Here is a 20076-nt window from a genome sequence, read left to right on the forward strand (position 1 = left end):
CGCCGGTCGCGGCGGTCGCGCACGGATTCACGATCAGTTCGCGATCGATCCCCGCGGTCGAGCAGATCCCCGAATTCGGGTTGCCGGGACGGGCGTGCGCACCGCGAAACCCGTCCCGGGCGCGGCGAGAGGGGCGGGCGTCGCGGTGGGCGCACACATCCGCGCATGCCCGCCGGCGCCCCTGTCAGACCGTGGCCGCCCGGGCGCGCTCGACGTCCTCAGCGTCCGAGGCATCCGCCTCGCAACTGGCGGTGGGGGCGCGCTCGCCCTCGACCTCCAGCACCTGGATGTTGTCCAGGACCTCCTCGATCAGGTCGTCGAAGCCGACGCGGTTCTCCACCTTGTGCAGCTGGGAGTGCTGGCTGTGCGTGGCCACGTTCGGCGGCATGATCAGGCTGCAGCAGTCCTCGTCCGGCAGCTTGGAGATCTCGGCCGTGCCGATGTTCGCGGCCTCGCCCATGATCTCCTGCTTGTCCCAGGCCAGCAGCGGTCGCAGCACCGGCAGGCCCGCCGCCTGCTCGGTGGTGGCCATGTTGCTCAACGTCTGGCTGGAGACCTGGCCGAGGCTGTCGCCGGTGACCAGGGCCTCGTCGCCGAGCCGCTGCGCCAGCGCGGTGCCCACCCGCACGATGAGCCGGCGCTGCGCCACGATCTGCAGCTCACCGGCGCCGGCGGTGGCCAGCGCGCGCTGCGCCTTGCCGATCGGCACCACGTGCAGGCGTGAACCGCCCTGGAAGCGGTTGAGCTGGCGCACCAGTGCGTAGGCCTTGTACGTCGACGACGGGCCCGTGTACGGCGCACCGGTGAAGTGCAGGAAGTCGCAGTGCAGCCCGCGGCGCATCATCCGGTGTGCCGCGACCGGCGAGTCGTACCCGCCCGAGAGCAGCGACAGCGCCCTGCCGCTGGAGCCCACCGGCAGGCCGCCCTGCCCGCGCAGGTGCTGGACGGACACGAACGTCTCGCGCCAGTCCACCTCGACGGTGATCTCGGTGTCCGGATTGTCCAGGTCCACCGGCCACCCCAGCTCGTCCACCACGCGCTGGCCCAGGTAGGCGGCCATCTCCGAGGAAGTCATGCGGAAGTTCTTGTCCCGCCGACGCGCCCGCACGGCGAACGTGCGCGGCGCTGCGCCCAACTGCTCGGTCAGCAGTGCGAGCATGGACTGCGCGGTCGCCTTCGGGTCCTTCGACGTGCGCACCCCGGGCTGCACGACGCTGATGCCGATCACTTCCCGAGCGCGTTCGACCAGCGCGGCCTGCCGCTGGGGATCCTGCGCGTTCGGGGAGGTCACCACGAGCACCCCCGCCCGCCGTTCGACGCGGGCTCGGGAGTCGACCTCGCCGAGCGCCCATTCCAGGTTCCGCAGCAGGTGCCGCTCGAAGACGCCGCGGTTGCGGCCCTTGATCGCGAGCTCTCCGTGCTTGAGCAGCACACACGGCTGCGACGGCATGCACTCCACCCCTCTGGACACGCGGTAGGCCCGACGTCGCAGCGGCAAGCACGCCGACCCTGCGCGACGCCGGGAGGACTCCCCGAGGATACGGGCTTGCACCGGCCGGGCGGTAAGCCCGTGCCCGCCGAACCCGGTCCCGTCGGAACCGGTCCCGCCGGAGCCGGTGACCGCCCCACCCCTGCTGTCGATGCTCGTCCACCGGGCCAGCGTCGGATCAACGCAGGTACTGCACGTCGGCGACCGCCGCGGGACGATCCTGCCCGCGCACGTCTGCTCCGGCGGCAAGGCGCTGCTGGCCGAGCTGGAAAGCTCGCAGCTGGCGCAGCTCCACCGCCGCGCGGGCCGAGGAGGAGCTGCGCACCGTCCTGTGAGCGGGGCTCTGCGCAGCACGAGGACGTCCGCCGAAGCGGTCACCCCGCGGATCTGGAGACGTCTCGCTCGGTGCCCCCGGAGCAGTCCTCCGGAGACGTGCGGCTGAGCACCTGTCACACCTTCGTCGGGGCACCTGTCACACCTTCGTCGGGTTTGCCGCCCGCACGCCGTCCGGTAGGTTGCCGTGTTGATCTTGCACCCACCCGTCAACCGGGGGTTCGGTGAGCGACCACGAAGATGCAGCGCAGGTGGTGCGGTTCTGGCAGTCGGTGGAGATGTTCGAACCGCGATCCGCGCGCCCAAGGTGAATTCTACTCTCGATCCGAAGAAGACTCCGACGTTCGAGGTCCCGAAGGACGAGCCGGCGCCATGGGAACCCGAACATCCGCTCCAGCGGAATCGCTCCAACACCAACGCGACGTGGCGCTACGTCGTCTACGGCGGACTGTTCGAACTGGGGGCCGTGCGCGAGGTGCTCGAGAAGCACCTCCATGCCCAGTCGGAAGAGAACTCCCCGGACGGGCGGCGCGACGGGACGACGGCCACGTTCGCGTTCGCGCTCGATGCCGACGGGTACCTGATCGAGGACACCGGCGCACTCTCCTCCTGCGCGTGGGCGGTCAGCCGTACTGTCGTAGATCCCGGCCCCGAGGCCGCAGACTGGTTGGAGGGCTTCGGCGAGGACCAGCGGTCTTTCGCGGAGGCGCTCAATTCGCTCGTTCCGCCCGAGAAGCGCGTCCGCCAGGGCTCCGGTGCGAGCTCAGCGCTCAAGGAAGAGCTCGGCCAGCGCGTGCGAGGAGCCGGGCGGGATGCCTGGCAGACGGCCGCGCAGAACACCGGCGATGCGGTGGGCACCGCGGCGAGAACTGCGCTCGACTCGGTCGTCGGTGTTCCGATCAGCGGGATCGCGGGCGCGGCAGCAGGGAGCTTCGTCAGCAGTTTGCTGGGGCCGGTCGCGACCGCCGAAGACGGCGGCGGGGCCGGTGGTGCGGCGCCGAGCTGCGATGCAGGAGATGTTGGTGAAGGGGGACGGCGTTCCCCGCGGGTGCGGATGACGGCCCGCGCGCTCAACGACTTCGTCGCCGAGCTCACCACGTCGATGGGACTGGACGCGGTGGGCGCCGCCGGTGTCCGCGTGGAATGCCGCGCTGTGCGGCCGAACCAGGCCGACGGCGCGTCGGATACCGGTTTGCTGAACAGCTTCGTCGCACCCGATTTGGCGACCGTCGAGTGCGCTGCGCGCAACGGCGATATCGGTGCTGCGCTGCATGAGTACCTCCGCGATCCCCGCGCCGAAGCGGAACGGATCGATGTGCGGCAGCATCCTGAGGAGGCTCTGTCGCGCGTGGTCCCGACGAAGACACCTCGCGGGAAGTGGCCGGTTCGTCCGGATCGTCCACTGGTGCTCAGTCAACAGTTCGCGGTCAACCAGATGTGCGCGGAACTGCGCGGTGCTGCGGGGCTTTTCGCCGTCAACGGACCACCCGGCACGGGTAAGACGACGATGCTGCGCGACGTGCTGGCCGCGAACGTGGTCGACCGCGCCGAGCGTCTCGCGGAGTTGGACGATCCACGGGAGGCGTTCGTCGCGGACCTGGGGCAGGTCGAGATCGGACCGCGGAACAAGCCGAAGCTCCACGCCGTCAGCACGGAGTTGACCGGGTTCGAAATGGTCGTGGCCACGGCGAACAATGCCGCGGCGGAGAACATCACGGGGGAACTGCCGACGCCCGACGCGGTTTCGGGGTGGGAGGAGAACGCCTTCGCCGCCGACTACTTCGCGGATTTGGCCGGGAAGCTGCGAGGCGAACCGTCCTGGGGGCTGATCACCGCCGTGCTGGGCAATGCCTCGAACACGAAGCTGTTCGCCGACCGGCTGTGGAAAGACCAAGGTGACGTTCCCGATTGGGCGGAGTCGGGACGGGCCGAGCCGAGCTTCGATCCGGTTCCCGGTCTCGGGAAGTATTTGAAGCCGGGCGGTGATGAAACTGCTCCACCTGCCCGGAGCTGGACTGAGGCCGTGCGCCGGTTCCGCGAGGCGCTACGGACCGTGGATGACCTGGCCGAGGAGCGGGAACCGTATGGTCACGCGCTCGTCCGGGATGCGCGGAGCAGACGCGGGATCGGTGAATGCGAAACGGAGCTCAACCGGATCGACCAGGAACTGGCCGAGTGCGAACGCGCGATCGACAAAGCCCAGCAGCGCTGCGACGACGCAGCAGCTTCGGTGGTCGAGGCCGAGACCGCCTGCGCTGGGCACGCTGCGCTGAAACCCGGCTTCTGGCGTTCGTTGATGCGCGGAAACAGGCCGCGCCGAACCTGGGCAGCTCGACACCGGCCTTTCCGGGAACGACTGGACCGGGCTGTGGCCGATCGTGCAGAAGCCGGGCATGGACTGGATCGAATCAGAGAGCAGCGGGCAGAGTTGCGGCGCGAGCGAGCTCAGCAGGAACGAAGCCGAGATGCTGCGCTCGAGGCGCACGCCGAAGCCCAGCGAACGCTCGACGAGGCGCGGAGGCAGTGGCCCGGAGCGGTCCCGCAGCGCGGGGACGCGCCCGGTAGTGAGGCGAGCGAACGCATTGCCCCGTGGGCCGATGCGGAGTTCACCGCGGCTCGCAATGATCTGTTCCTCGAAGCCCTGCGCCTGCACAAGAGCTTCGTGCTGCACGAGCGGAAGCGAGTGCGCAGCAACCTCAATGCGCTCGTGCACAGCCTGAAACGCGAGGTGCAGCTCGAACCCGAGCAGCTGCGCGCTGCCTGGCAGACGTTGTTCCTCGTGGTGCCCGCCGTGTCCACCACTTTCGCGTCGATTCCGCGGTTGTTCACCGGTCTCGGCAGGGAGGAGCTCGGCTGGCTGTTCATCGACGAAGCCGGGCAGGTCACGCCGCAGGCTGCTGTCGGGGCGTTGTGGCGCAGCAAGCGCGCCCTCGTTCTCGGGGATCCGCAGCAGCTCGAACCAATTCTCACGTTGCCCTCCGGCGTCCAGGAGCGGCTGCGCGAATACCACGATGTACGAGCGCGGTGGAAACCCGACGGGCGCTCGGTGCAGAGCCTTGCCGACGACCGAGCGCGTTTCGGTACCGAGCTGCAGCCGAGCGAGGACGAGGAATCCTCGGTGTGGGTCGGCTCGCCGCTGCGGGTGCACCGGCGCTGCGAACGCCCCATGTTCGATCTGTCGAACCGCATCGGATACGGCGGCACGCTCATGGTCTACGCGACGGCCGAGAAGCCGAACGATCGCGTGTGGCCGAGCTGCTGGGTCGACGTGCGGGACGAACCGGGCCGCGACCACTGGTCCGAACGGGAGGGGAGCGCGCTCGTCGAGCTGCTCACGGAGCTTCACGAGCAGGGCGTGGACGCCGAGCACGTGCGGATCATCAGCCCGTTCCGCGCCGTGGTTCGGCAAGCTGCGGACACGGTGCGCCAGCAGTTCGGCCGTTCGCTGGCGGACCGAGTCGGCACGATCCACACGGTGCAGGGGCGGGAAAACGACATCATCGTGCTCGTGCTCGGTGCGCAGGGCCGAGAGGGGGCTCAGGGCTGGGCCGCGAGAAAGCCGAACCTGCTCAACGTCGCCGTCTCCAGGGCGAAACGACGCTTCTACGTCATCGGAAACCACGAGCAGTGGGGGCAGCAGCGGTACTTCACCGAGCTGGCGGGCACGCTTCCGGCCCGCCCGTGGCCGTTCCACGACCGATGAGGCCGAGATCACCCGCCCGGGAAGTCGGCCCGCCGTTGCCGCGGATGCACCGTATCGGAGATACTTCGAACTGAGGGGAGTACTTCTCGAGGCCGCCCCGGTCAGTACGGACGTCCCACGGCGTCCTCGGACGGCCACCCGCTGCGGTGAAGGAGACCTCAAGCCGGTTCGCCTGCTTGAGGAGGAGGCCTGTGCTCAGCACCCCGCTCGCCGCGACAGCGGGAACGGAGTCGATCGGGACGCCCTGGCTGTGGGCTGTCAGCATCTTCGTGCTCATCGCGCTGCTCGTCACGGACTTCGCGGTGACGCACAAGCCGCACGAGGTCTCGCTGCGCGAGGCCGTGGGCTGGTCCGTGTTCTACCTGGCGCTGCCGCTGGTGTTCGCCCTGTGGTTGTGGCCGACCTACGGCAGCGACCAGGCGCTCGAGTTCACCACCGGCTTCCTGGTGGAGAAGTCGCTGTCGGTGGACAACCTGTTCGTGTTCATGCTGCTGCTCACGGCCTTCGCCGTGCCGGCGGCGCTGCAGCAGCGCGTGCTGCTGTACGGCATCGTCGGCGCGCTCATGCTGCGCGGCGTGTTCATCGCCGCGGGCGCCGCGCTGCTGCAGGCGGGCACGTGGGCGTTCCTCGTGTTCGGCGCGATCCTGTTCTTCACGGCGGTGAAGATCCTGCGGGAAGCGCTCAAGGGCGAGTCGTTCGAGAAGGACGTCTCGCAGATGCGGTCGGTGCGGCTGATGCGCCGCATCATGCCGGTGACCGAGGACTACCGCGGCGCGCGGATGCTCGTGCGCGAGGGCGGCAGGCGCGCGCTGACCCCGCTGGCGGTGGTCGTCGTGGCGGTCTTCGGCGCGGACGTGGTCTTCGCCGTCGACTCGGTGCCCGCGGTGTACGGCATCACGGCCGACCCGTACCTGGTGTTCACCACGAACGCGTTCGCCCTGCTGGGGCTGCGGGCGCTGTACTTCGTCCTGCACACGGCCCTGGCCAAGTTGGTCTACCTCAACCACGGCCTGGCCATCATCCTGGCGTTCATCGGTGCCAAGCTGGTGCTGCACTGGGCGCACGAGGTGTGGCCCGCCGTGCCGGATGTGCCCACACCGCTGTCGCTGGGTGTGATCGTGGTCGTGCTCGGCGTGGTCACGCTGGCCAGTCTCCGCGCGCAGCGCAGCAAGGCGGTGTCGAGGGAGTGAGTCGTCATGGCAGGCCTGCTCGTCGAGCTCGGCGTGCTGGTGCTGGTGCTGCTCGCGCTGGTGGTCGTCTGCGCCGTGCTGTACGACGTGCGCCCGCCGCACTGACTGCACCGCACTGACCGGGCCGCCCTGGTCGGGGCGCCCTGGCCGGGCCGCCCTGGCCGAGCCGCCCTGGTCGGGGCGCACTGGCCCCTGCCCACCGGACTGGGACGGGGCGGGAGAACGCCGCTGGGACCGCCGTGCTTCGTGCGTGCACGGCGGCCTCACCAGCGTGCGGCGTGCCACTCCACGACGCCGTCGCCGCGGCGCAGCGCGGTGCCGTCGGGCAGGGTGCCGGTGGCCGTGCCGAAGGGTTGCCGGTAGTGGCTGTCGAGCACGAGCAGCCGCTCGTGCCGCGAGCGCTCGGCCTCGTGCTGCAGCGACAGCGTGCCGTGCGCGTGGTGCACCGCGGTGAGGTCCGGTGCGAAGGAGACCGGGTCGACGTGCTGGGCGAGCCCGTCGATCCAAACCGTGCGTTCGGAGGCGCCCGGGTCGTCGTGCAGGCCGTGCACCAGGTTCCACGTCACCGCGCGGTCCTCGGCGGAGACGCCGCAACCGGCCGACCAGAACCAGCGGGTGGTGCGGGCGTGGTGCCCGCCCGAGTCGTCGCGCAAGCCGGGGGCGTCGACGGGCAGCGACGTGCCGTCGACGGAGACCGCCCCGCGCACGTGCAGCGGGGTTTTGCGGGTCCACACCGGGTGCCGGCCGTGGCGGCTGACCACGTCCACGCGCTCGCCGCAGGGCACGAGGCCGAGTCGGGCGCGCACGCCGCGGCCCTCGAACCACACGTGGGTGCCGGTGAACGCGACGGCGGTGCGGAGGGCGGTGTGCTCGCGGAAGATCCCCCGTTCGGGCAGGTGCACCGCCCAGAACGACTGGACCGCCCCGGCGATGCGCACCACGCCGGCGCACAGGCGCACGTCGGATCCGAACACCCCCAGGTAGCTCCACAGCTTGCGGGGTCGGCCGCCGCGGAGCACGGGCAGTCGCGCCGGGTCGAGGGGAAGCTCGGCGGTGCTCGCCTCCACGCGGCGCACCGGCAGGGCTTCGTCCGCCGTCTGCGCGCGTTCGGCGTCGGCTCGGTCCCGGCTCACGCTCGTGATCCTAGTGATCTCGGTGCGCGCGGGGAACCGCGTGCACAGCGGACGGCTCCGGCGGTCAGCTGCGCTGCTGACCGCCCTGGGGCGCCAGCGACAGCGACAACCACAGCATCGCACCCACCGTGGCCAGTGCCGCGTGCAGGAACACGTCCTGCATGCTCAGCTCGATCGGCTCGGCCGCGGAGGGGCCCATCTGGGACGCGGTGAACAGGAACACGACGATGTAGGCGACGGCCTGCGCACCGAGGAACCCTCGCTGCCCGTGCCCGCGTCCGGAGCAGCCCAGGGCAGCCAAGCCGGTCACGAGCAGCAGCAGCCCGTGCAGGCCGTGGACGTGGAAGCCGAGCACCAGCTGCTCGGGCCGCCCCAGCAGCGGAACCGGGCCGTTGGCGATCAGCCCCGCGGCCGCGAGCAGCACGAGCAGCACGCCCTCGCCCCACAGCACGTAGGTCCGCCAGTCGGCGTGGCGGGTGATCGTCGCGGTGCTCATCGTTCCTCGCCTGAAAGCAGTGCGCCCAGCGGCCCGGTCACCCGGCAACCGGTGACTCGGCAACCGGTGACCCGCCCGTGATCTACCCGCTCGGGCACGCCGCTATGCATCCGAGCCGGTGGTTTCCGGTCGGCGATCGTTTCGCCGCGCGCGCGGTTGGGTAGCAGGGTGGGGGCGACCGGGCATCCGGTCGCGCACGAAACGCTGATCGCCGGGAGGTTGGTCATGGCGCGCACCGCCGCTCAGAAGCTCATCGCCGATCATCTGGTCGAAGGGGAGATGACGCCCGGCGCCGAGATCGGCCTGGCGGTGGACCACACGCTCACCCAGGACGCCACGGGGACCCTGGTGATGCAGGAACTGGAGGCGTTGGGCCTGGATCGCACGCGGGCCGAGGTGAGCGTCCAGTACGTCGACCACAACCTGCTGCAGGCCGATGAGAAGAACGCCGAGGACCACCAGTTCCTGCGGTCGGCCGCGGAGCGCTACGGCATCTGGTACTCCAAGCCCGGCAACGGCGTGTCCCACCCGACGCACATGCAGCGCTTCGGCAAGCCGGGCAAGACGATGGTGGGATCGGACTCGCACACCTGCGCGGCCGGCTCGCTGGGCATGCTGGCCGTCGGCGTCGGCGGGCTCGAGGTCGCCGTCGCTATCGCGGGCCAGCCGCTGCGCATCCGGATGCCGCAGATCTGGGGCGTGCGGCTGACCGGGCAGCTGCCCGACTGGGTCTCGGCCAAGGACGTCGTGCTCGAGATGCTGCGCCGGCACACGGTGCAGGGAGGTGTCAACCGCATCATCGAGTACTACGGGCCCGGCCTGGACGACCTCACCGCGATGGACCGGCACGTGATCGCCAACATGGGTGCCGAGCTGGGGGCGACCACCACGGTCTTCCCGGCCGACGAGGCGGTGCGCAGCTTCCTCACCGCCCAGGGCAGGCCCGAGGACTTCACCGAGCTGCACGCCGATCCGGACGCGGTCTACGACGTCACCGACGAGATCGACCTGTCCGCGTTGGAACCGCTGATCGCCAAGCCGTCGGCGCCGGACAACGTCGTTCCGGTCCGCGAGGTCGCGGGCGAGTCGACCAGCCAGGTCGTCGTGGGCTCCTCGGCCAACCCCGGTCTGCGCGACTTCGCCGCCACCGCGGAGATCGTGCGCGGGCGGCAGACCGACGACGCGGTCAGCTTCGACGTCAACCCGACCTCGCGGGAGATCCTCGAGGACATGACCCGGATGGGGGCGACGTTCGACCTGATCGCCGCGGGTGCCCGGATCCACCAGTCCGGGTGCATGGGGTGCATCGGCATGGGGCAGGCGCCCGCGGTGGGGCACAACTCGCTGCGGACCTTCCCGCGCAACTTCCCCGGCCGGTCGGGCACCGAAGAGGACTCGGTCTGGTTGTGCTCGCCGGAGACGGCGGCGGCCTCGGCGCTGACCGGGGTGATCACGGATCCGCGGGACCTGGTGAACAAGTACGACATGACCGCACCGCGCCCCCAGCTGCCGGAGAAGGCCTCGATCAACACCGCCATGCTCGTGGAACCGCTGCCGTACGAGCAGGCGCGGCAGCAGCCCCTGGAACGCGGGTCGAACATCTCGGCACTGCCGGAACTGTCCCCGCTGCCGGAGCGCATCGAAGCGCCCGTGCTGCTGAAAACCGGCGACAACGTGTCCACCGACGAGATCTCCCCGGCCGGGGCGCGTGCCCTGCCGTACCGCTCGAACGTCCCGAAACTCGCGGAATTCACCTTCACCCGGATCGACCCCGACTACCCCGCTCGAGCGCAGGAGTACCAGAACGGCAGCGGGCACGTCGTCATCGGTGGGGAGAACTACGGGCAGGGATCCTCGCGCGAGCACGCCGCGATCACCCCGCGCTACCTCGGGTTGCGCGTGGTCGTGGCGAAGTCCTTCGCCCGGATCCACTGGCAGAACCTGGCGAATTTCGGCATCCTCGCGCTCGAGTTCACCGAAGCGGGCGACTACGACCGCATCCGGCGCGACGACGTGCTCGCGCTCGACCGGCCCGGTGAGGCGCTCGACGCGGGGCGGGAACTGACCCTGCACAACCTGACGCGCGGGGAGAGCTACGAGCTGCGGCACTCGCTGTCGCAGCGCCAAGTCCGCGCGGTGCGGCACGGCGGGCTCATCCCGCTGCTGGCGTCCGCGGAACGGGGCTGATCGCTTCTCGCGCCGTCGGGCCCGCACTCGCGTCGTGCGGGCCCGTTCGTCGTTCGGTTGATCATTCGATCGGCGACGCGAGGTGTCCGCCCGTCGGGGCTTTCTCCTTTCGCGGAGTGGGCTGGATGGCGGAACATCGGGCGGAAAGCGGCCGACGGCGCCGTTCGTGACCTAGAGTGTCGGTGTTGCTCGGTGTTCGTGTGCGGGAAGCGGCGCGACCGAAATTCGGAGAACGGATGAACGATGGTGAGCGGGCGGAGAACGAGGCCGTGCGGGCTGTCATCCGCGCCCTGATCCGGGAGGCCGCCGATCAGACCTGCCGGGCGAACCGGTTGCTCGCCGAAGTCGAGGGCCTTCTCCGAGCGGACACTGAGAACGGCGAGGATTCGGCGCATTCCGATGCGGTGCGTTCGGCAGCGGTTTATTCCGAGGCCGCGTATTCCGAGGCCGTGCACACCGACGCCGCGCACGCCGGTACTGGGCGTTCCGAGGCTGCGCGCCCCGAGGCGGCCCGCACCACGGCGCACTCGGACGCGCGTCCTGCGGCGGGGCGGGCGCTGGGGCCCGGTGCGCCCCCGCTGCCGCAAGAACGCTTCCCCGACCTGACCGAGCGCGAGCGGCAGGTGCTGTCGTTGCTGCTCGGTGGCAAGGCGAATCGGCAGATCGCACGCCAGCTGGGCATCACCGAGCGGACGGTGAAGAACCACCTCCGCGCCGTGTTCATCAAACTGGGGGTTTCCGACCGCACCTCGGCCGTGATCAAGATCCTCGACGAGGGCGCTCTGAACGGCACGGTGCCGGACAGGGGCGCATGAGCCGTGCGGGTGCGTTCCGCGAAGAGCGGTGGCCCGCTCAACCGCCGTCGTGCTCCGCGGAATTCCGCGGCGAGAGCAGGCGAACGATCTCCGCATCATCGCGCGCTCCCATGTCGGAGCGCTCGCCCAGCAGGTACAGCTGCTGGGCGGCGGCTGACAGCGGTGCCGGAACGCGGTTTTGCCGGGCGAGTTCGGTGACGATCCCCATGTCCTTGACGAAGATGTCCATCCGGGACCGCACCGGAGCGCCCCCTTCGGTATAGGACTCGAGCATGCGCGGCCCGCGGTCACGCAGCATGAAGGACCCGGCTGCGCCTTCGCCGAGCGAATCCACCACCACGGCGGGGTCGAGGCCCAGTTCGCGGGCGAGCGCCACGGCCTCGGCGGCCGCGGCGATGTGCACACCGGCGAGCAGCTGGTTGATCGCCTTGAGCGCTTGGCCGTCACCGGGATTCGGCCCCACGACGGTGAGTGTGGCGGCCAGCGCGTCGAGGACGGGCCGGGCGGTGGACAGTGCCGCGTCCTCGGCGCCCACGACGACGAGCAGCTCACCCGCGCCCGCGCGCACCGGTCCGCCGCTCACCGGTGCGTCCACTGTGGTCAGACCGTGTTCGCGCAGCCGTTCTGACGCGCTGCGCACCTCCTCCGGGCCGACGGTGGAGGTGAGCACGACCGGGGTTCCCGCGCGCGCCGTTGCTGCGATGCCGCCGGTGCCGAACAGGGCCGCGTCGACGTGCCGGTGGTCGCGCACGGCGAGGACGACCACGTCGGCGTCGCGCGCCGCCTCGCCGGGGCTGGCGGCGGTGGCATCGGCGAACTCGCCGGCCTGCGCGCGCAGCTCCGCGGCGACGTCGAAGGCGGCTACCGGGAAGGTCTCGGACAGGCGGCGCGCCATGGGCATGCCCATGGCGCCGAGCCCGATCACTGCGACGGCGGGGTGATCGTCGGCCATGTGCTCAACTCCAAAGAGGTGCGGGGTGTTCAACTGCGGAGGTTGCCGACCACGTGCGCCAGCGCCGCGGCATTGCCGACGTTGCCGGGAAACACCACGTAGGCGACGCCGGAGAATTCCCCGTGGACCGGCTCCCACAGCGAGATGATGCCCGGCAGCATCTGGCCGCGGACCATCGCGCGTCGGATGTCGAGGCTTTCGGTGGCGATGTCGCTGGAGGTGATGCCGCCCTTGGCGACGACGAACGCCGGGCGGCGCGCGCGGACGGCCGCGCGCACGGTGGCGACGAGCCCGGCGGAGACCGCGCGGGCGACGGCCAGGCTCTCGTCCGCATCGGCGCCGGTGACCAGCTCGCGGCTGGTGGTGATGACGACGTCGCGTTCGGCCATCGCGGCTGCGGCCCGCTCGGCGACCTGCCGGATGTGCTCGTCCCGCGCGGCGCTGTCGAGCAGGCTGGGCACGTGCAGCTCGTGCTCGTCGATCCCGCCGAGTGCGCGGAGTTCGTCCAGTTGCGAGGTCGTCAGGCCGACGTGCGAGCCGACGGCGATGAGCCCGTGCCCCGGGCCGGTGAGCTCGGCCAGGCGCGCGGCCGACAGCGGCGGCTGCTTCGTCTGCCCGGTGCGGGCGCGCATGAACGACGGGCCCGCGCGGTAGATCAGGTGGCTGCCGCGGGCCTCGGCGCGCAGCGAAGCCAGCGCGAGCACCCGCAGGTCCTCGTCGTGCACGGCGTCGGCGACCACCGGCTGGCCGTCGCGCAACCCGGCGAGGATGTCGGCGACGTGCTCCGGTCCGCGGGTGCGCAGGTCGGTCAGGGTGATCGCGCGGACCTGCTCCGCGGTGTGGCGGCCGCCGGTCTTCTCGGCGACCCACGCGCGCAGGTCGGAGTTGGCGAAGCCGAACGCGGCGTCGCGGGCGAACTCGGTGCGCCCGACCGGCAGCATCGTCTCCGATGTGTTCCGGGTCCAGTGCACCGCGTTCACGGTGATCCGGCCCGCGTCGGGGAAGGCCGGGACGAGGACCACGCCGTCGACCGGGTTGCCCTGCTGCGCGGCGCTGTCGGCGAGCACGTCGGTTTCCAGCGGGAAGTGTCCCCGCATCGTGGAATCGCTGCGGCTGACCAGCGCGCAGTGCACGCCTTCGGCTGCGGCGGCGGTGTGCAGGGCGGCGGCGACTTCGCGGTTGCGCTCGGCCGCGTCGGCCGGGGCGAGGCTGCGGGTGTTCGTCAGCACGAAGAACCCCGCCTCGCAGGTCCGCAGTGCCCAGCGCAGGTCGTCGACGGACCAGGTCGTCAGCACCGGGAGATCGGCGATGGTCTGCGATCCGGTCGGGTCGTCGTCGAGGGCGACGACGCGGGCTCCGCCGGCGACCGCGGCGGCGAGCTCGTCCGGGTCGACGGTGCGTTCCGCGGGCAGGTCCGCGAGCAACCGCTCCGTGGGCACGGCCTCGGAGGTGTCCGCGGGACGTGGCGACATGGTGCTCCTTCGCGATGGCCGGTGGCGGCGGTGGTCACCGGGAAGCGGACGGGTCAGGAGAGTGCGGCGGTGTCCGTGCCCAGCACGTGGCGGCGCAGGTCCGCACCGGTCTGCGTCATGTGCGCGGCCATCGCCGCGCGGGCTCGGGCGGGGTCTGCGGATTCGAGGGTCCGCACGATGTGCTCGTGCTGGGCGGTGGCGTTCTCCCGGATGGCCGCGACCGCGGAGGTCTCGTGCCGCCCTTCGGGCAGCAGCCTGCCGAACGGCGCGAACATCAGCGGGACGAAGACGTTGCCGCTGGCGCGCACGAGCGTGTCGTGGAAGGCGAGGTCGGCCCGCACGAAAGCATCCACATCGGAGTGCTCGTGGGCGCTGCGCATCGCCGCGACGTGCTCGCGCAGCCCGGCCAGGTCCTCGTCGGTGCGCTTGGTCGCGGCGAGTTCGGCGGCGCCCTCCTCGAGCAGCCGCCGGGCTTCGAGCAGGCTCTCGGACAGCGCGCCGTGCGCTGGTCCGGCGTTGGCGGCGCGGACCACCGGATCCAGCGCCGTCCAGTTGCCGGGTTCGTTGACGTAGGTGCCGCGGCCCCGCTGGATGTGCACGACGTTCTGCGCCCGCAGCGACGTGACCGCCTCGCGCACCGTCAGCCGGCTGACGCCGTGCTGTTCGGCGAGTTCGGACTCCGGCGGCAGGGCCGTACCGGGCGGGTGGGTGCCGTCGATGACGGCGCGGAGGATCCGCTCGGCCAGGTCCGCGGACAGGGACATCGCCACCTCGTTCGACATCAGACGTCTGATGTCTTGAGATTAGGATCTCCGCGTGGCCGGGTCAATGGGCGGAGCGGAGTACTGACCGGTCGGTGTGCCGGGGAACACGTCCGGTGCGGCCGTTCCGTGTGGTAAGGCTGAACGGGAACATCGCGGGAGGTGCACATGGGCGACGCGCGGCACGAGTGGATGCGACCGGGAGCCCAGGAGGTCGCAGCCGGGGTGTACCGGATCCCGTTGCCGCTGCCCAACGACGGGCTGCGCGCGGTGAACGTGTACGCGCTCGTCGACGGGTCGGCGCTGACGCTGATCGACGGCGGCTGGGCGCTCGACGAATCCCGCGAGGCGCTCGTCGCGGCGCTCGGCGAACTCGGCGCGGGCCTCGGCGACATCCACCGCTTCCTCGTCACCCACGTGCACCGGGACCACTACACCCAGGCCGTGGCGCTCCGGCGCGAGTTCGGCAGCAGCGTCCTGCTCGGCGAGGGCGAGCGGGAGACCGTCCAGCGGCTCGCCGACCCGGAGCACGTGCCGCTGGCGCGGCAGCTCGAACTGCTCCGCGAATGCGGAGCCAAACCGGTCGTCGAGGCGCTCGCGGCGGTCTACGACGACGACGCGCCCCGGCCCGGCTGGGAATACCCGGACGCCTGGCTCGAGCACGGCGCCGAGGTCGGCCCGGCCGACCGCCCGCTGCGAGCGGTCAGCACGCCCGGGCACACCACCGGTCACCTCGTGTTCTGCGACGACCGCAACGGGCTGCTGTTCGCCGGCGACCACGTGCTGCCGCACATCACCCCCTCGCTCGGCCTGGAACAGGCCCCGAGCGAATCCCCGCTGCGCGACTACCTGGCCTCGCTGCGGCGGGTGCGCACCATGCCCGACATGCGGCTGCTGCCCGCGCACGGCCCGGTCACCGACAGCGCGCACCGGCGCGTCGACGAACTGCTCGAGCACCACGACGACCGGCTGCGCGCCACGGCCGCGGCCGTCGAGCGCGGCGCCGACACGCCGTACGAGGCGGCGCGGGCACTGACCTGGACCCGGCACGAGTACACCGTCGACCAGCTCGACCCGTTCAACCAGATGCTGGCCGTGCTGGAGACGCAGGCGCACCTGGACGTGCTGCACCACCAGCAGCGGATCGCCTGCGAGATGATCGACGGCGTCCGGCACTGCGCTCCCGCCTGAGGATCTCCGCCTGGGGCTCTCCGCCAGGGGTGGGGTGCCCTGATGCCGCCAACCAGTCGGGCACGCACCGTAGTTGCGCTATCGCCCGAATTGGCGTACGCATTCCTGCCGTCGTGCATGCCAAGCTGGGGAGCCATTCCCGAGGACGCGACGGAGCGGCCCTATGTTGAGTCGACGCGAGTGGGAACGGCTGGCCGAGATCGAGTCCGCCCTGCACGCCGAGGACCCGGATCTCGTGGAACGCTTCGAGGCCCTCTCCGGAGAGGGGACGGGCGAGCCGCTCGGGCTCCCCGTCCTGTTCGGACTCGTCGCCGTGCTCGTCGTGCTGGCCCTGTCCAGCCTCGTGGCGGGGATGGCCGTGGTCGCCGTGCCCGTGGGGGTGCTGGCCGTGGCGGTGGCGCTGGCCGGCGCCCTCACCACCGGCCACCGCCGTTGACCCCGCGGCGGAGTCAGCTGCCGAGGGCCTCCTTGGCCGAAGCCGCGATCGCGTCGGCATCGATGCCGGCCTCGTGCAGCAGTTCCGCAGGCTTGCCCGAGCCGGGCATGCTGGTGACGGCGAGGCGGCGCAGTCGCGTCGACACGCCGCGCTCGGCGAGCGTGGTCAGCACGGCTTCGCCGATCCCCCCGGCGGGCCAGTGGTCCTCGGCGGTGACCAGCGCGCGGGTCTCCGTCGCCGCCTTCGTCACGGTGTCGGCGTCCAGTGGTTTGATCGAGTACAGGTCGATCACGCGGGCCGAGATGCCGTCCTCGGCGAGCTGCTCGGCGGCGCGGACCGACTCGTTCAGCGTCACGCCGGCTCCCACGAGCGTCACGTCGGCACCGTCGCGCACCACGCGGGAACCGCCGATGGCGAACTCCTCATCGGGTTCGTAGATCACCGGTGCGGCCCCGCGCGAGGTCCGCAGGTAGCAGATGCCCGGTTGGTCGGCCATGAGCCGCACGAGCGCGGCGGTCTGGTTGGCATCGGACGGGTAGAGCACCGTGCTGCCGTGCACGGCGCGCATCATGGCCAGGTCCTCCAGCCCCATCTGCGACGGCCCGTCCTCACCGATGGCGACGCCCGCGTGCGAACCCATCAGGCACAGGTCCGCCCGTCCGACCGCCGCCATCCTGATGAAGTCGTGCGCGCGGGTGAGGAAGGCCGCGAACGTCGAGGCGAACGGGACCCATCCCCGCGCCTGCATGCCCGTCGCGGCGGCCAGCATCTGCTGCTCGGCGATGAACATCTCGAAGTACCGCTCCGGGTGGTCCTTGCTGAACACCTCGGAGAACGTCGAGTTGGACACCTCGCCGTCCATGCCCACCACGTCGCCGCGGCTGCTGCCCAGCGCGCTCAGCGCCTGGCCGTAGGCCTTCCGCGTGGCCAGCTCCTCGCCCACGGTGAACCGGGGCGGGTCGGTGGCAGCGGTGTCGAACACGTGCCGCGTGCCGTTGCCCTCGGGCGAGGCCGGTTTGACGTGCAGGTCGCGCGGACCCCCGAGCTCTTCGATCGCCTCGTCGCGGTCCGGCAGCGGTTTTCCGTGCGCGCCCAGCTGGTCCTCGACCGCGGCCACCCCGCGGCCCTTCTTCGTGCGCGCGATGATCGCCAGCGGCTGTCCGTTCGTCTGGCCGGCCCGGCTCAGCGCGTTCTCCACCTGCTCGGTGTCGTGCCCGTCGACGGTCTCCACGTACCACCCGGCCGCGCGGGCCCGCGCGGCGTAGGACTCCAGGTCCCAGCCGTGCATGGTCTCACGCGTCTGACCCAGCCGGTTGATGTCGAACAGCGCGATCAGGTTGTCCAGCTGCTGGTACCCGGCGTGTTCGAGCGCTTCCCAGATCGAGCCTTCGGCGAGTTCGCTGTCGCCGCACAGCACCCACACCCGACTGGACAGCCGGTCGAGATCGCGCGCGGCCAGCGCCAGACCCACGCCCGTGGGCAGGCCCTGTCCGAGCGATCCCGTCGCCACGTCCACCCACGGCAGGGCGGGGGTCGGGTGTCCTTCGAGGCGGCTGCCGAAGGAGCGGAAGGTCAGCAGTTCCTCGTCGTCGATCGCGCCGACCGCCTTGAAGCACGAGTACAACAGCGGGGAGGCGTGTCCCTTGGAGAAAACCAGGTGGTCGTTGCGCGGATCATCGGGGTGCGTGAAATCCATGCGCAGGTGCCCGTCGAGGACTCCGGCCATGAGGTCCGCGGCGGACATGGAGGAAGTGGGGTGCCCGGACCCCGCCGCCGCGGCCGCACGGACCGAGTCCACCCGGAGCTGCTGGGCGAGTTCAGTGCGGAAGTGTGTGCGGTCCATGTTCTGGTGATGCCCGGGCCGGCAGGGGTCTCAAACCCGCTGCTGCGGCAGTGCTGTTGAACTCACTGCTTTCGAACCCGGGCGGCTTTTCGAACCCGGGGCTCTCGGGGTGCGGCTCTGCGAACGCCCCCCGGATCGCGCAGCGCGCCGCTGCGCAGTTGCGGTGGCCGGGGACGGCCGTCGCCCGGGATCAACCGTCGAACTTGCTCAAGCCGGTGAGCAGGCGCTGGATCACCTCCGGATCGATCTCGGAGGTCTCCTCGGCGGGCGTTTCGGCCTGTTCGGAACGTTTCGGATTGCGCCGGGGGAGGGGCACGGAATCCGCCGAAAGCCCCGTCGGCAGGTCGAGTTCGCACCAGGCCACGCAACCGCCTTCGGTGCGTGCCCGGGAACCGCACCGGCCGCCTGCCAGGTGCGGCGACATCTCGGGGGCTTCCGACGCCTGCTCGTCCTCCACCTCGATCCGCAGCGCTTCGCCGCTGAGCCGCAATCGGACCGTGATCAACCCCGGGCTCTTCGGATCGGCGCTGTCCACCGCGGCGGTGACGAGCTGGCTCGCCACCTGGGTGGCCGTCTCGTACAGCGAAGGCAGCGACCATTCGGACAGCGAGAACCGTACGAACATGTCCGTGCAGTTCACGGCACTCGGCAGCGCGATGAGCCGCAGGTCGTCCACCTGGGCGGTGCTCGTGTTCAACTGGTCCGTCCTCCGTGCGTGTCTCTCGCCTCGAAAGCCCGTATCCTGTCAAGCGCAGCGCTGCGTGTCGCCCCCGGGGCGAGGAATTCCACTCGACGCGGCCGGCTGTTCAACTCCCGAGCGCGTCCAGCCCGGTGCGCAGGGCGCTGCCGATCAGCTCGAGCTGCTCGGTGTCGATGGTCAGCGGCGGCGAGACCGCCGCACCGTTGCCCAGGCCGCGCACGAGGACGCCCTCCTCGCGCACCGCCCGGACCAACCGACCCACGGCGGCGGGGTCCGCGGTGAGCAGGTCGGGCTGCAGCTGCACCGCCCCGAGCAGCCCGGTGCCGCCGCGGACCTCGCGCACGGCGGGATGTGATTGCAGCTCGCGCAACGTCTCGTGCAGCGGTGCTTCGAGTTCGATCACCCGCGCGGGCAACTGCTCGCGTCGCAGGATGTCCATGTTGGCCAGCGCAGCGGCCGCGACGGTCGGATGTCCCGCGTAGGTCGGCCCGTGCCGGAACACGACCCCGGCAGCGCTGAAGAACGGGTCGGCGACCTCGCCCGCGACCGCCACACCGCCGAGCGGCAGGTAGCCGCTGGTGACGCCCTTGGCGAAGGTGATCATGTCCGGCCGCAGGCCCCACCGCTCGACGCCGAACCAGTCACCCACGCGACCGAACCCGCAGATCACCGCATCGGCGACGAACAGGATGCCGTTCTCCCGGCAGATCGCGGCCACCGACTCCAGGAACCCGGCCGGCGGCGGATGCACCCCGCCGGCACCGATGACCGGTTCCGCGAAGAACGCGGCGATGTTCTCCGGGCCGATCCGAGCGACTGCCGCCCGCAGGTCCGCGGCGTCGTCGAAGACCACCTGCTCGGCACCGGGGATCAGTTCGCCGAAGCCTTCGCGGTTCGGGGCGATGCCGCCCAGCGCGGTGCCGAACCCGTTCGTGCCGTGGTAGGCCTGACCGCGGCTGAGCAGGCGGGTGCGCTCGGGCATGCCGCGCTGCACCCAGTACTGGCGCGCCAACTTCGCCGCGGTGTCGATCGCCTCACCACCTCCCGAGGTGAGGAAGACCTTCGCACCGTCCATCGGAGCGAGTTCGGCGAGGCGGTGCGCCAGCCGCTCGGCCGGCGCGTTGGTGAGATCGCCGAAGGTGCTGTACGCCTCGAGCCGCCGCATCTGCTCCGCCGCCGCGTCGACGATCTCCTGCCGACCGTGTCCCACGTTGCAGTACCACAGGCTCGCGGTGCCGTCGAGGTAGCGCTGCCCGCGGTCGTCGTAGACCCAGACTCCCTCCCCGCGCTCCAGGGTCATCCGGTCCTGCTCGACGGCGGACATCTCCGCGAACGGATGCCACAGCGCGGTGCCGGCCTGCCGCTGCTCCGACAT

Annotated in this window: 16 protein-coding genes; 6 read left to right on the forward strand and 10 right to left on the reverse strand. The window is 71.2% G+C overall.

All coding sequences use genetic code 11. The features are described 5' to 3' along the window. Positions 1-184: 184 nt before the first annotated feature. Together thiI and ACVGV2_RS07485 are read right to left on the reverse strand one after the other, a co-directional pair. Positions 185-1450 (reverse strand): tRNA uracil 4-sulfurtransferase ThiI, encoded by a 1266-nt coding sequence (gene thiI, locus ACVGV2_RS07480; RefSeq protein WP_459165317.1) that lies wholly within the window; start codon positions 1448-1450, stop codon positions 185-187. Between the two features lie 217 nt (positions 1451-1667). Further along, on the reverse strand, positions 1668-1814 hold the full coding sequence (locus ACVGV2_RS07485) for a hypothetical protein (protein ID WP_459165318.1): 147 nt from the start codon (positions 1812-1814) through the stop codon (positions 1668-1670). 315 nt (positions 1815-2129) lie between these two features. Between ACVGV2_RS07485 and ACVGV2_RS07490 the strand changes: the two genes are divergently transcribed. Beyond that, positions 2130-5525: a DEAD/DEAH box helicase gene (locus tag ACVGV2_RS07490; RefSeq protein ID WP_459165319.1), complete on the forward strand. Its 3396-nt coding sequence runs from the start codon at positions 2130-2132 to the stop codon at positions 5523-5525. A gap of 191 nt (positions 5526-5716) precedes the next feature. Beyond that, positions 5717-6715, forward strand: a complete 999-nt coding sequence (locus ACVGV2_RS07495; RefSeq protein WP_459165320.1) for a TerC/Alx family metal homeostasis membrane protein — start codon at positions 5717-5719, stop codon at positions 6713-6715. A 263-nt stretch (positions 6716-6978) separates the two neighbouring features. On the opposite strand, the gene ACVGV2_RS07500 is transcribed toward ACVGV2_RS07495, so the two are convergent. Further along, positions 6979-7848: a DUF2804 family protein gene (locus tag ACVGV2_RS07500; RefSeq protein ID WP_459165321.1), complete on the reverse strand. Its 870-nt coding sequence runs from the start codon at positions 7846-7848 to the stop codon at positions 6979-6981. Positions 7849-7912: 64 nt separating this feature from the next. Then, on the reverse strand, positions 7913-8344 hold the full coding sequence (locus tag ACVGV2_RS07505) for a DUF4383 domain-containing protein (protein WP_459165322.1): 432 nt from the start codon (positions 8342-8344) through the stop codon (positions 7913-7915). Between the two features lie 225 nt (positions 8345-8569). Between ACVGV2_RS07505 and ACVGV2_RS07510 the strand changes: the two genes are divergently transcribed. Together ACVGV2_RS07510 and ACVGV2_RS07515 are read left to right on the forward strand one after the other, a co-directional pair. Next, positions 8570-10531, forward strand: a complete 1962-nt coding sequence (locus ACVGV2_RS07510; RefSeq protein WP_459165323.1) for an aconitate hydratase — start codon at positions 8570-8572, stop codon at positions 10529-10531. A 236-nt stretch (positions 10532-10767) separates the two neighbouring features. Beyond that, positions 10768-11346 (forward strand): helix-turn-helix transcriptional regulator, encoded by a 579-nt coding sequence (locus ACVGV2_RS07515; protein ID WP_459165324.1) that lies wholly within the window; start codon positions 10768-10770, stop codon positions 11344-11346. Between the two features lie 37 nt (positions 11347-11383). Here ACVGV2_RS07515 and ACVGV2_RS07520 read toward each other — a convergent pair whose 3' ends face one another. From ACVGV2_RS07520 to ACVGV2_RS07530, 3 genes are read right to left on the reverse strand one after another with little or no spacing between them, the layout of a single operon-like run. Continuing rightward, positions 11384-12298, reverse strand: coding sequence for an NAD(P)-dependent oxidoreductase (locus ACVGV2_RS07520; protein ID WP_459165325.1), 915 nt, complete (start codon positions 12296-12298; stop codon positions 11384-11386). 29 nt (positions 12299-12327) lie between these two features. Then, positions 12328-13770, reverse strand: a complete 1443-nt coding sequence (locus tag ACVGV2_RS07525) for a four-carbon acid sugar kinase family protein (RefSeq protein WP_459165326.1) — start codon at positions 13768-13770, stop codon at positions 12328-12330. A 53-nt stretch (positions 13771-13823) separates the two neighbouring features. After that, on the reverse strand, positions 13824-14552 hold the full coding sequence (locus tag ACVGV2_RS07530) for a FadR/GntR family transcriptional regulator (protein WP_459165327.1): 729 nt from the start codon (positions 14550-14552) through the stop codon (positions 13824-13826). A gap of 147 nt (positions 14553-14699) precedes the next feature. On the opposite strand from ACVGV2_RS07530, the gene ACVGV2_RS07535 reads away from it, so the two are divergent. Both ACVGV2_RS07535 and ACVGV2_RS07540 read left to right on the forward strand, forming a co-directional pair. Further along, complete coding sequence (locus tag ACVGV2_RS07535) at positions 14700-15722, forward strand: MBL fold metallo-hydrolase (RefSeq protein ID WP_459165328.1); 1023 nt, start codon at positions 14700-14702, stop codon at positions 15720-15722. Positions 15723-15885: 163 nt separating this feature from the next. Beyond that, entirely contained in the window at positions 15886-16158 is a 273-nt protein-coding gene (locus ACVGV2_RS07540) for a DUF3040 domain-containing protein (protein ID WP_459165329.1), read from the forward strand. A 13-nt stretch (positions 16159-16171) separates the two neighbouring features. Here the strand turns inward: ACVGV2_RS07540 and ACVGV2_RS07545 are convergent, their stop codons facing one another. From ACVGV2_RS07545 to ACVGV2_RS07555, 3 genes are all read right to left on the reverse strand, one after another. Continuing rightward, a complete protein-coding gene (locus ACVGV2_RS07545) occupies positions 16172-18001 on the reverse strand; it encodes a transketolase (protein ID WP_459165330.1) in 1830 nt (609 codons plus the stop codon). A gap of 190 nt (positions 18002-18191) precedes the next feature. Further along, positions 18192-18698 (reverse strand): ATP-binding protein, encoded by a 507-nt coding sequence (locus ACVGV2_RS07550; RefSeq protein WP_459165331.1) that lies wholly within the window; start codon positions 18696-18698, stop codon positions 18192-18194. Between the two features lie 109 nt (positions 18699-18807). Next, the gene (locus ACVGV2_RS07555; RefSeq protein ID WP_459165332.1) at positions 18808-20076 is read right to left on the reverse strand and encodes an aminotransferase family protein; all 1269 of its coding nucleotides are present in this window, start codon (positions 20074-20076) and stop codon (positions 18808-18810) included.

It is taken from the genome of Bounagaea algeriensis (assembly GCF_054491375.1).

What these genes read in the sequence shown, in the direction of transcription:
- thiI (WP_459165317.1), bottom strand. Translation starts at nt 1,450, where the DNA reads ATGCCGTCGCAGCCGTGTGTGCTGCTCAAGCACGGAGAGCTCGCGATC.
- ACVGV2_RS07505 (WP_459165322.1), bottom strand. Translation starts at nt 8,344, where the DNA reads ATGAGCACCGCGACGATCACCCGCCACGCCGACTGGCGGACCTACGTG.
- ACVGV2_RS07510 (WP_459165323.1), top strand. Translation starts at nt 8,570, where the DNA reads ATGGCGCGCACCGCCGCTCAGAAGCTCATCGCCGATCATCTGGTCGAA.
- ACVGV2_RS07515 (WP_459165324.1), top strand. Translation starts at nt 10,768, where the DNA reads ATGAACGATGGTGAGCGGGCGGAGAACGAGGCCGTGCGGGCTGTCATC.
- ACVGV2_RS07520 (WP_459165325.1), bottom strand. Translation starts at nt 12,298, where the DNA reads ATGGCCGACGATCACCCCGCCGTCGCAGTGATCGGGCTCGGCGCCATG.
- ACVGV2_RS07525 (WP_459165326.1), bottom strand. Translation starts at nt 13,770, where the DNA reads ATGTCGCCACGTCCCGCGGACACCTCCGAGGCCGTGCCCACGGAGCGG.
- ACVGV2_RS07530 (WP_459165327.1), bottom strand. Translation starts at nt 14,552, where the DNA reads ATGTCGAACGAGGTGGCGATGTCCCTGTCCGCGGACCTGGCCGAGCGG.
- ACVGV2_RS07535 (WP_459165328.1), top strand. Translation starts at nt 14,700, where the DNA reads ATGGGCGACGCGCGGCACGAGTGGATGCGACCGGGAGCCCAGGAGGTC.
- ACVGV2_RS07540 (WP_459165329.1), top strand. Translation starts at nt 15,886, where the DNA reads ATGTTGAGTCGACGCGAGTGGGAACGGCTGGCCGAGATCGAGTCCGCC.
- ACVGV2_RS07545 (WP_459165330.1), bottom strand. Translation starts at nt 18,001, where the DNA reads ATGGACCGCACACACTTCCGCACTGAACTCGCCCAGCAGCTCCGGGTG.
- ACVGV2_RS07555 (WP_459165332.1), bottom strand. Translation starts at nt 20,076, where the DNA reads ATGTCGGAGCAGCGGCAGGCCGGCACCGCGCTGTGGCATCCGTTCGCG.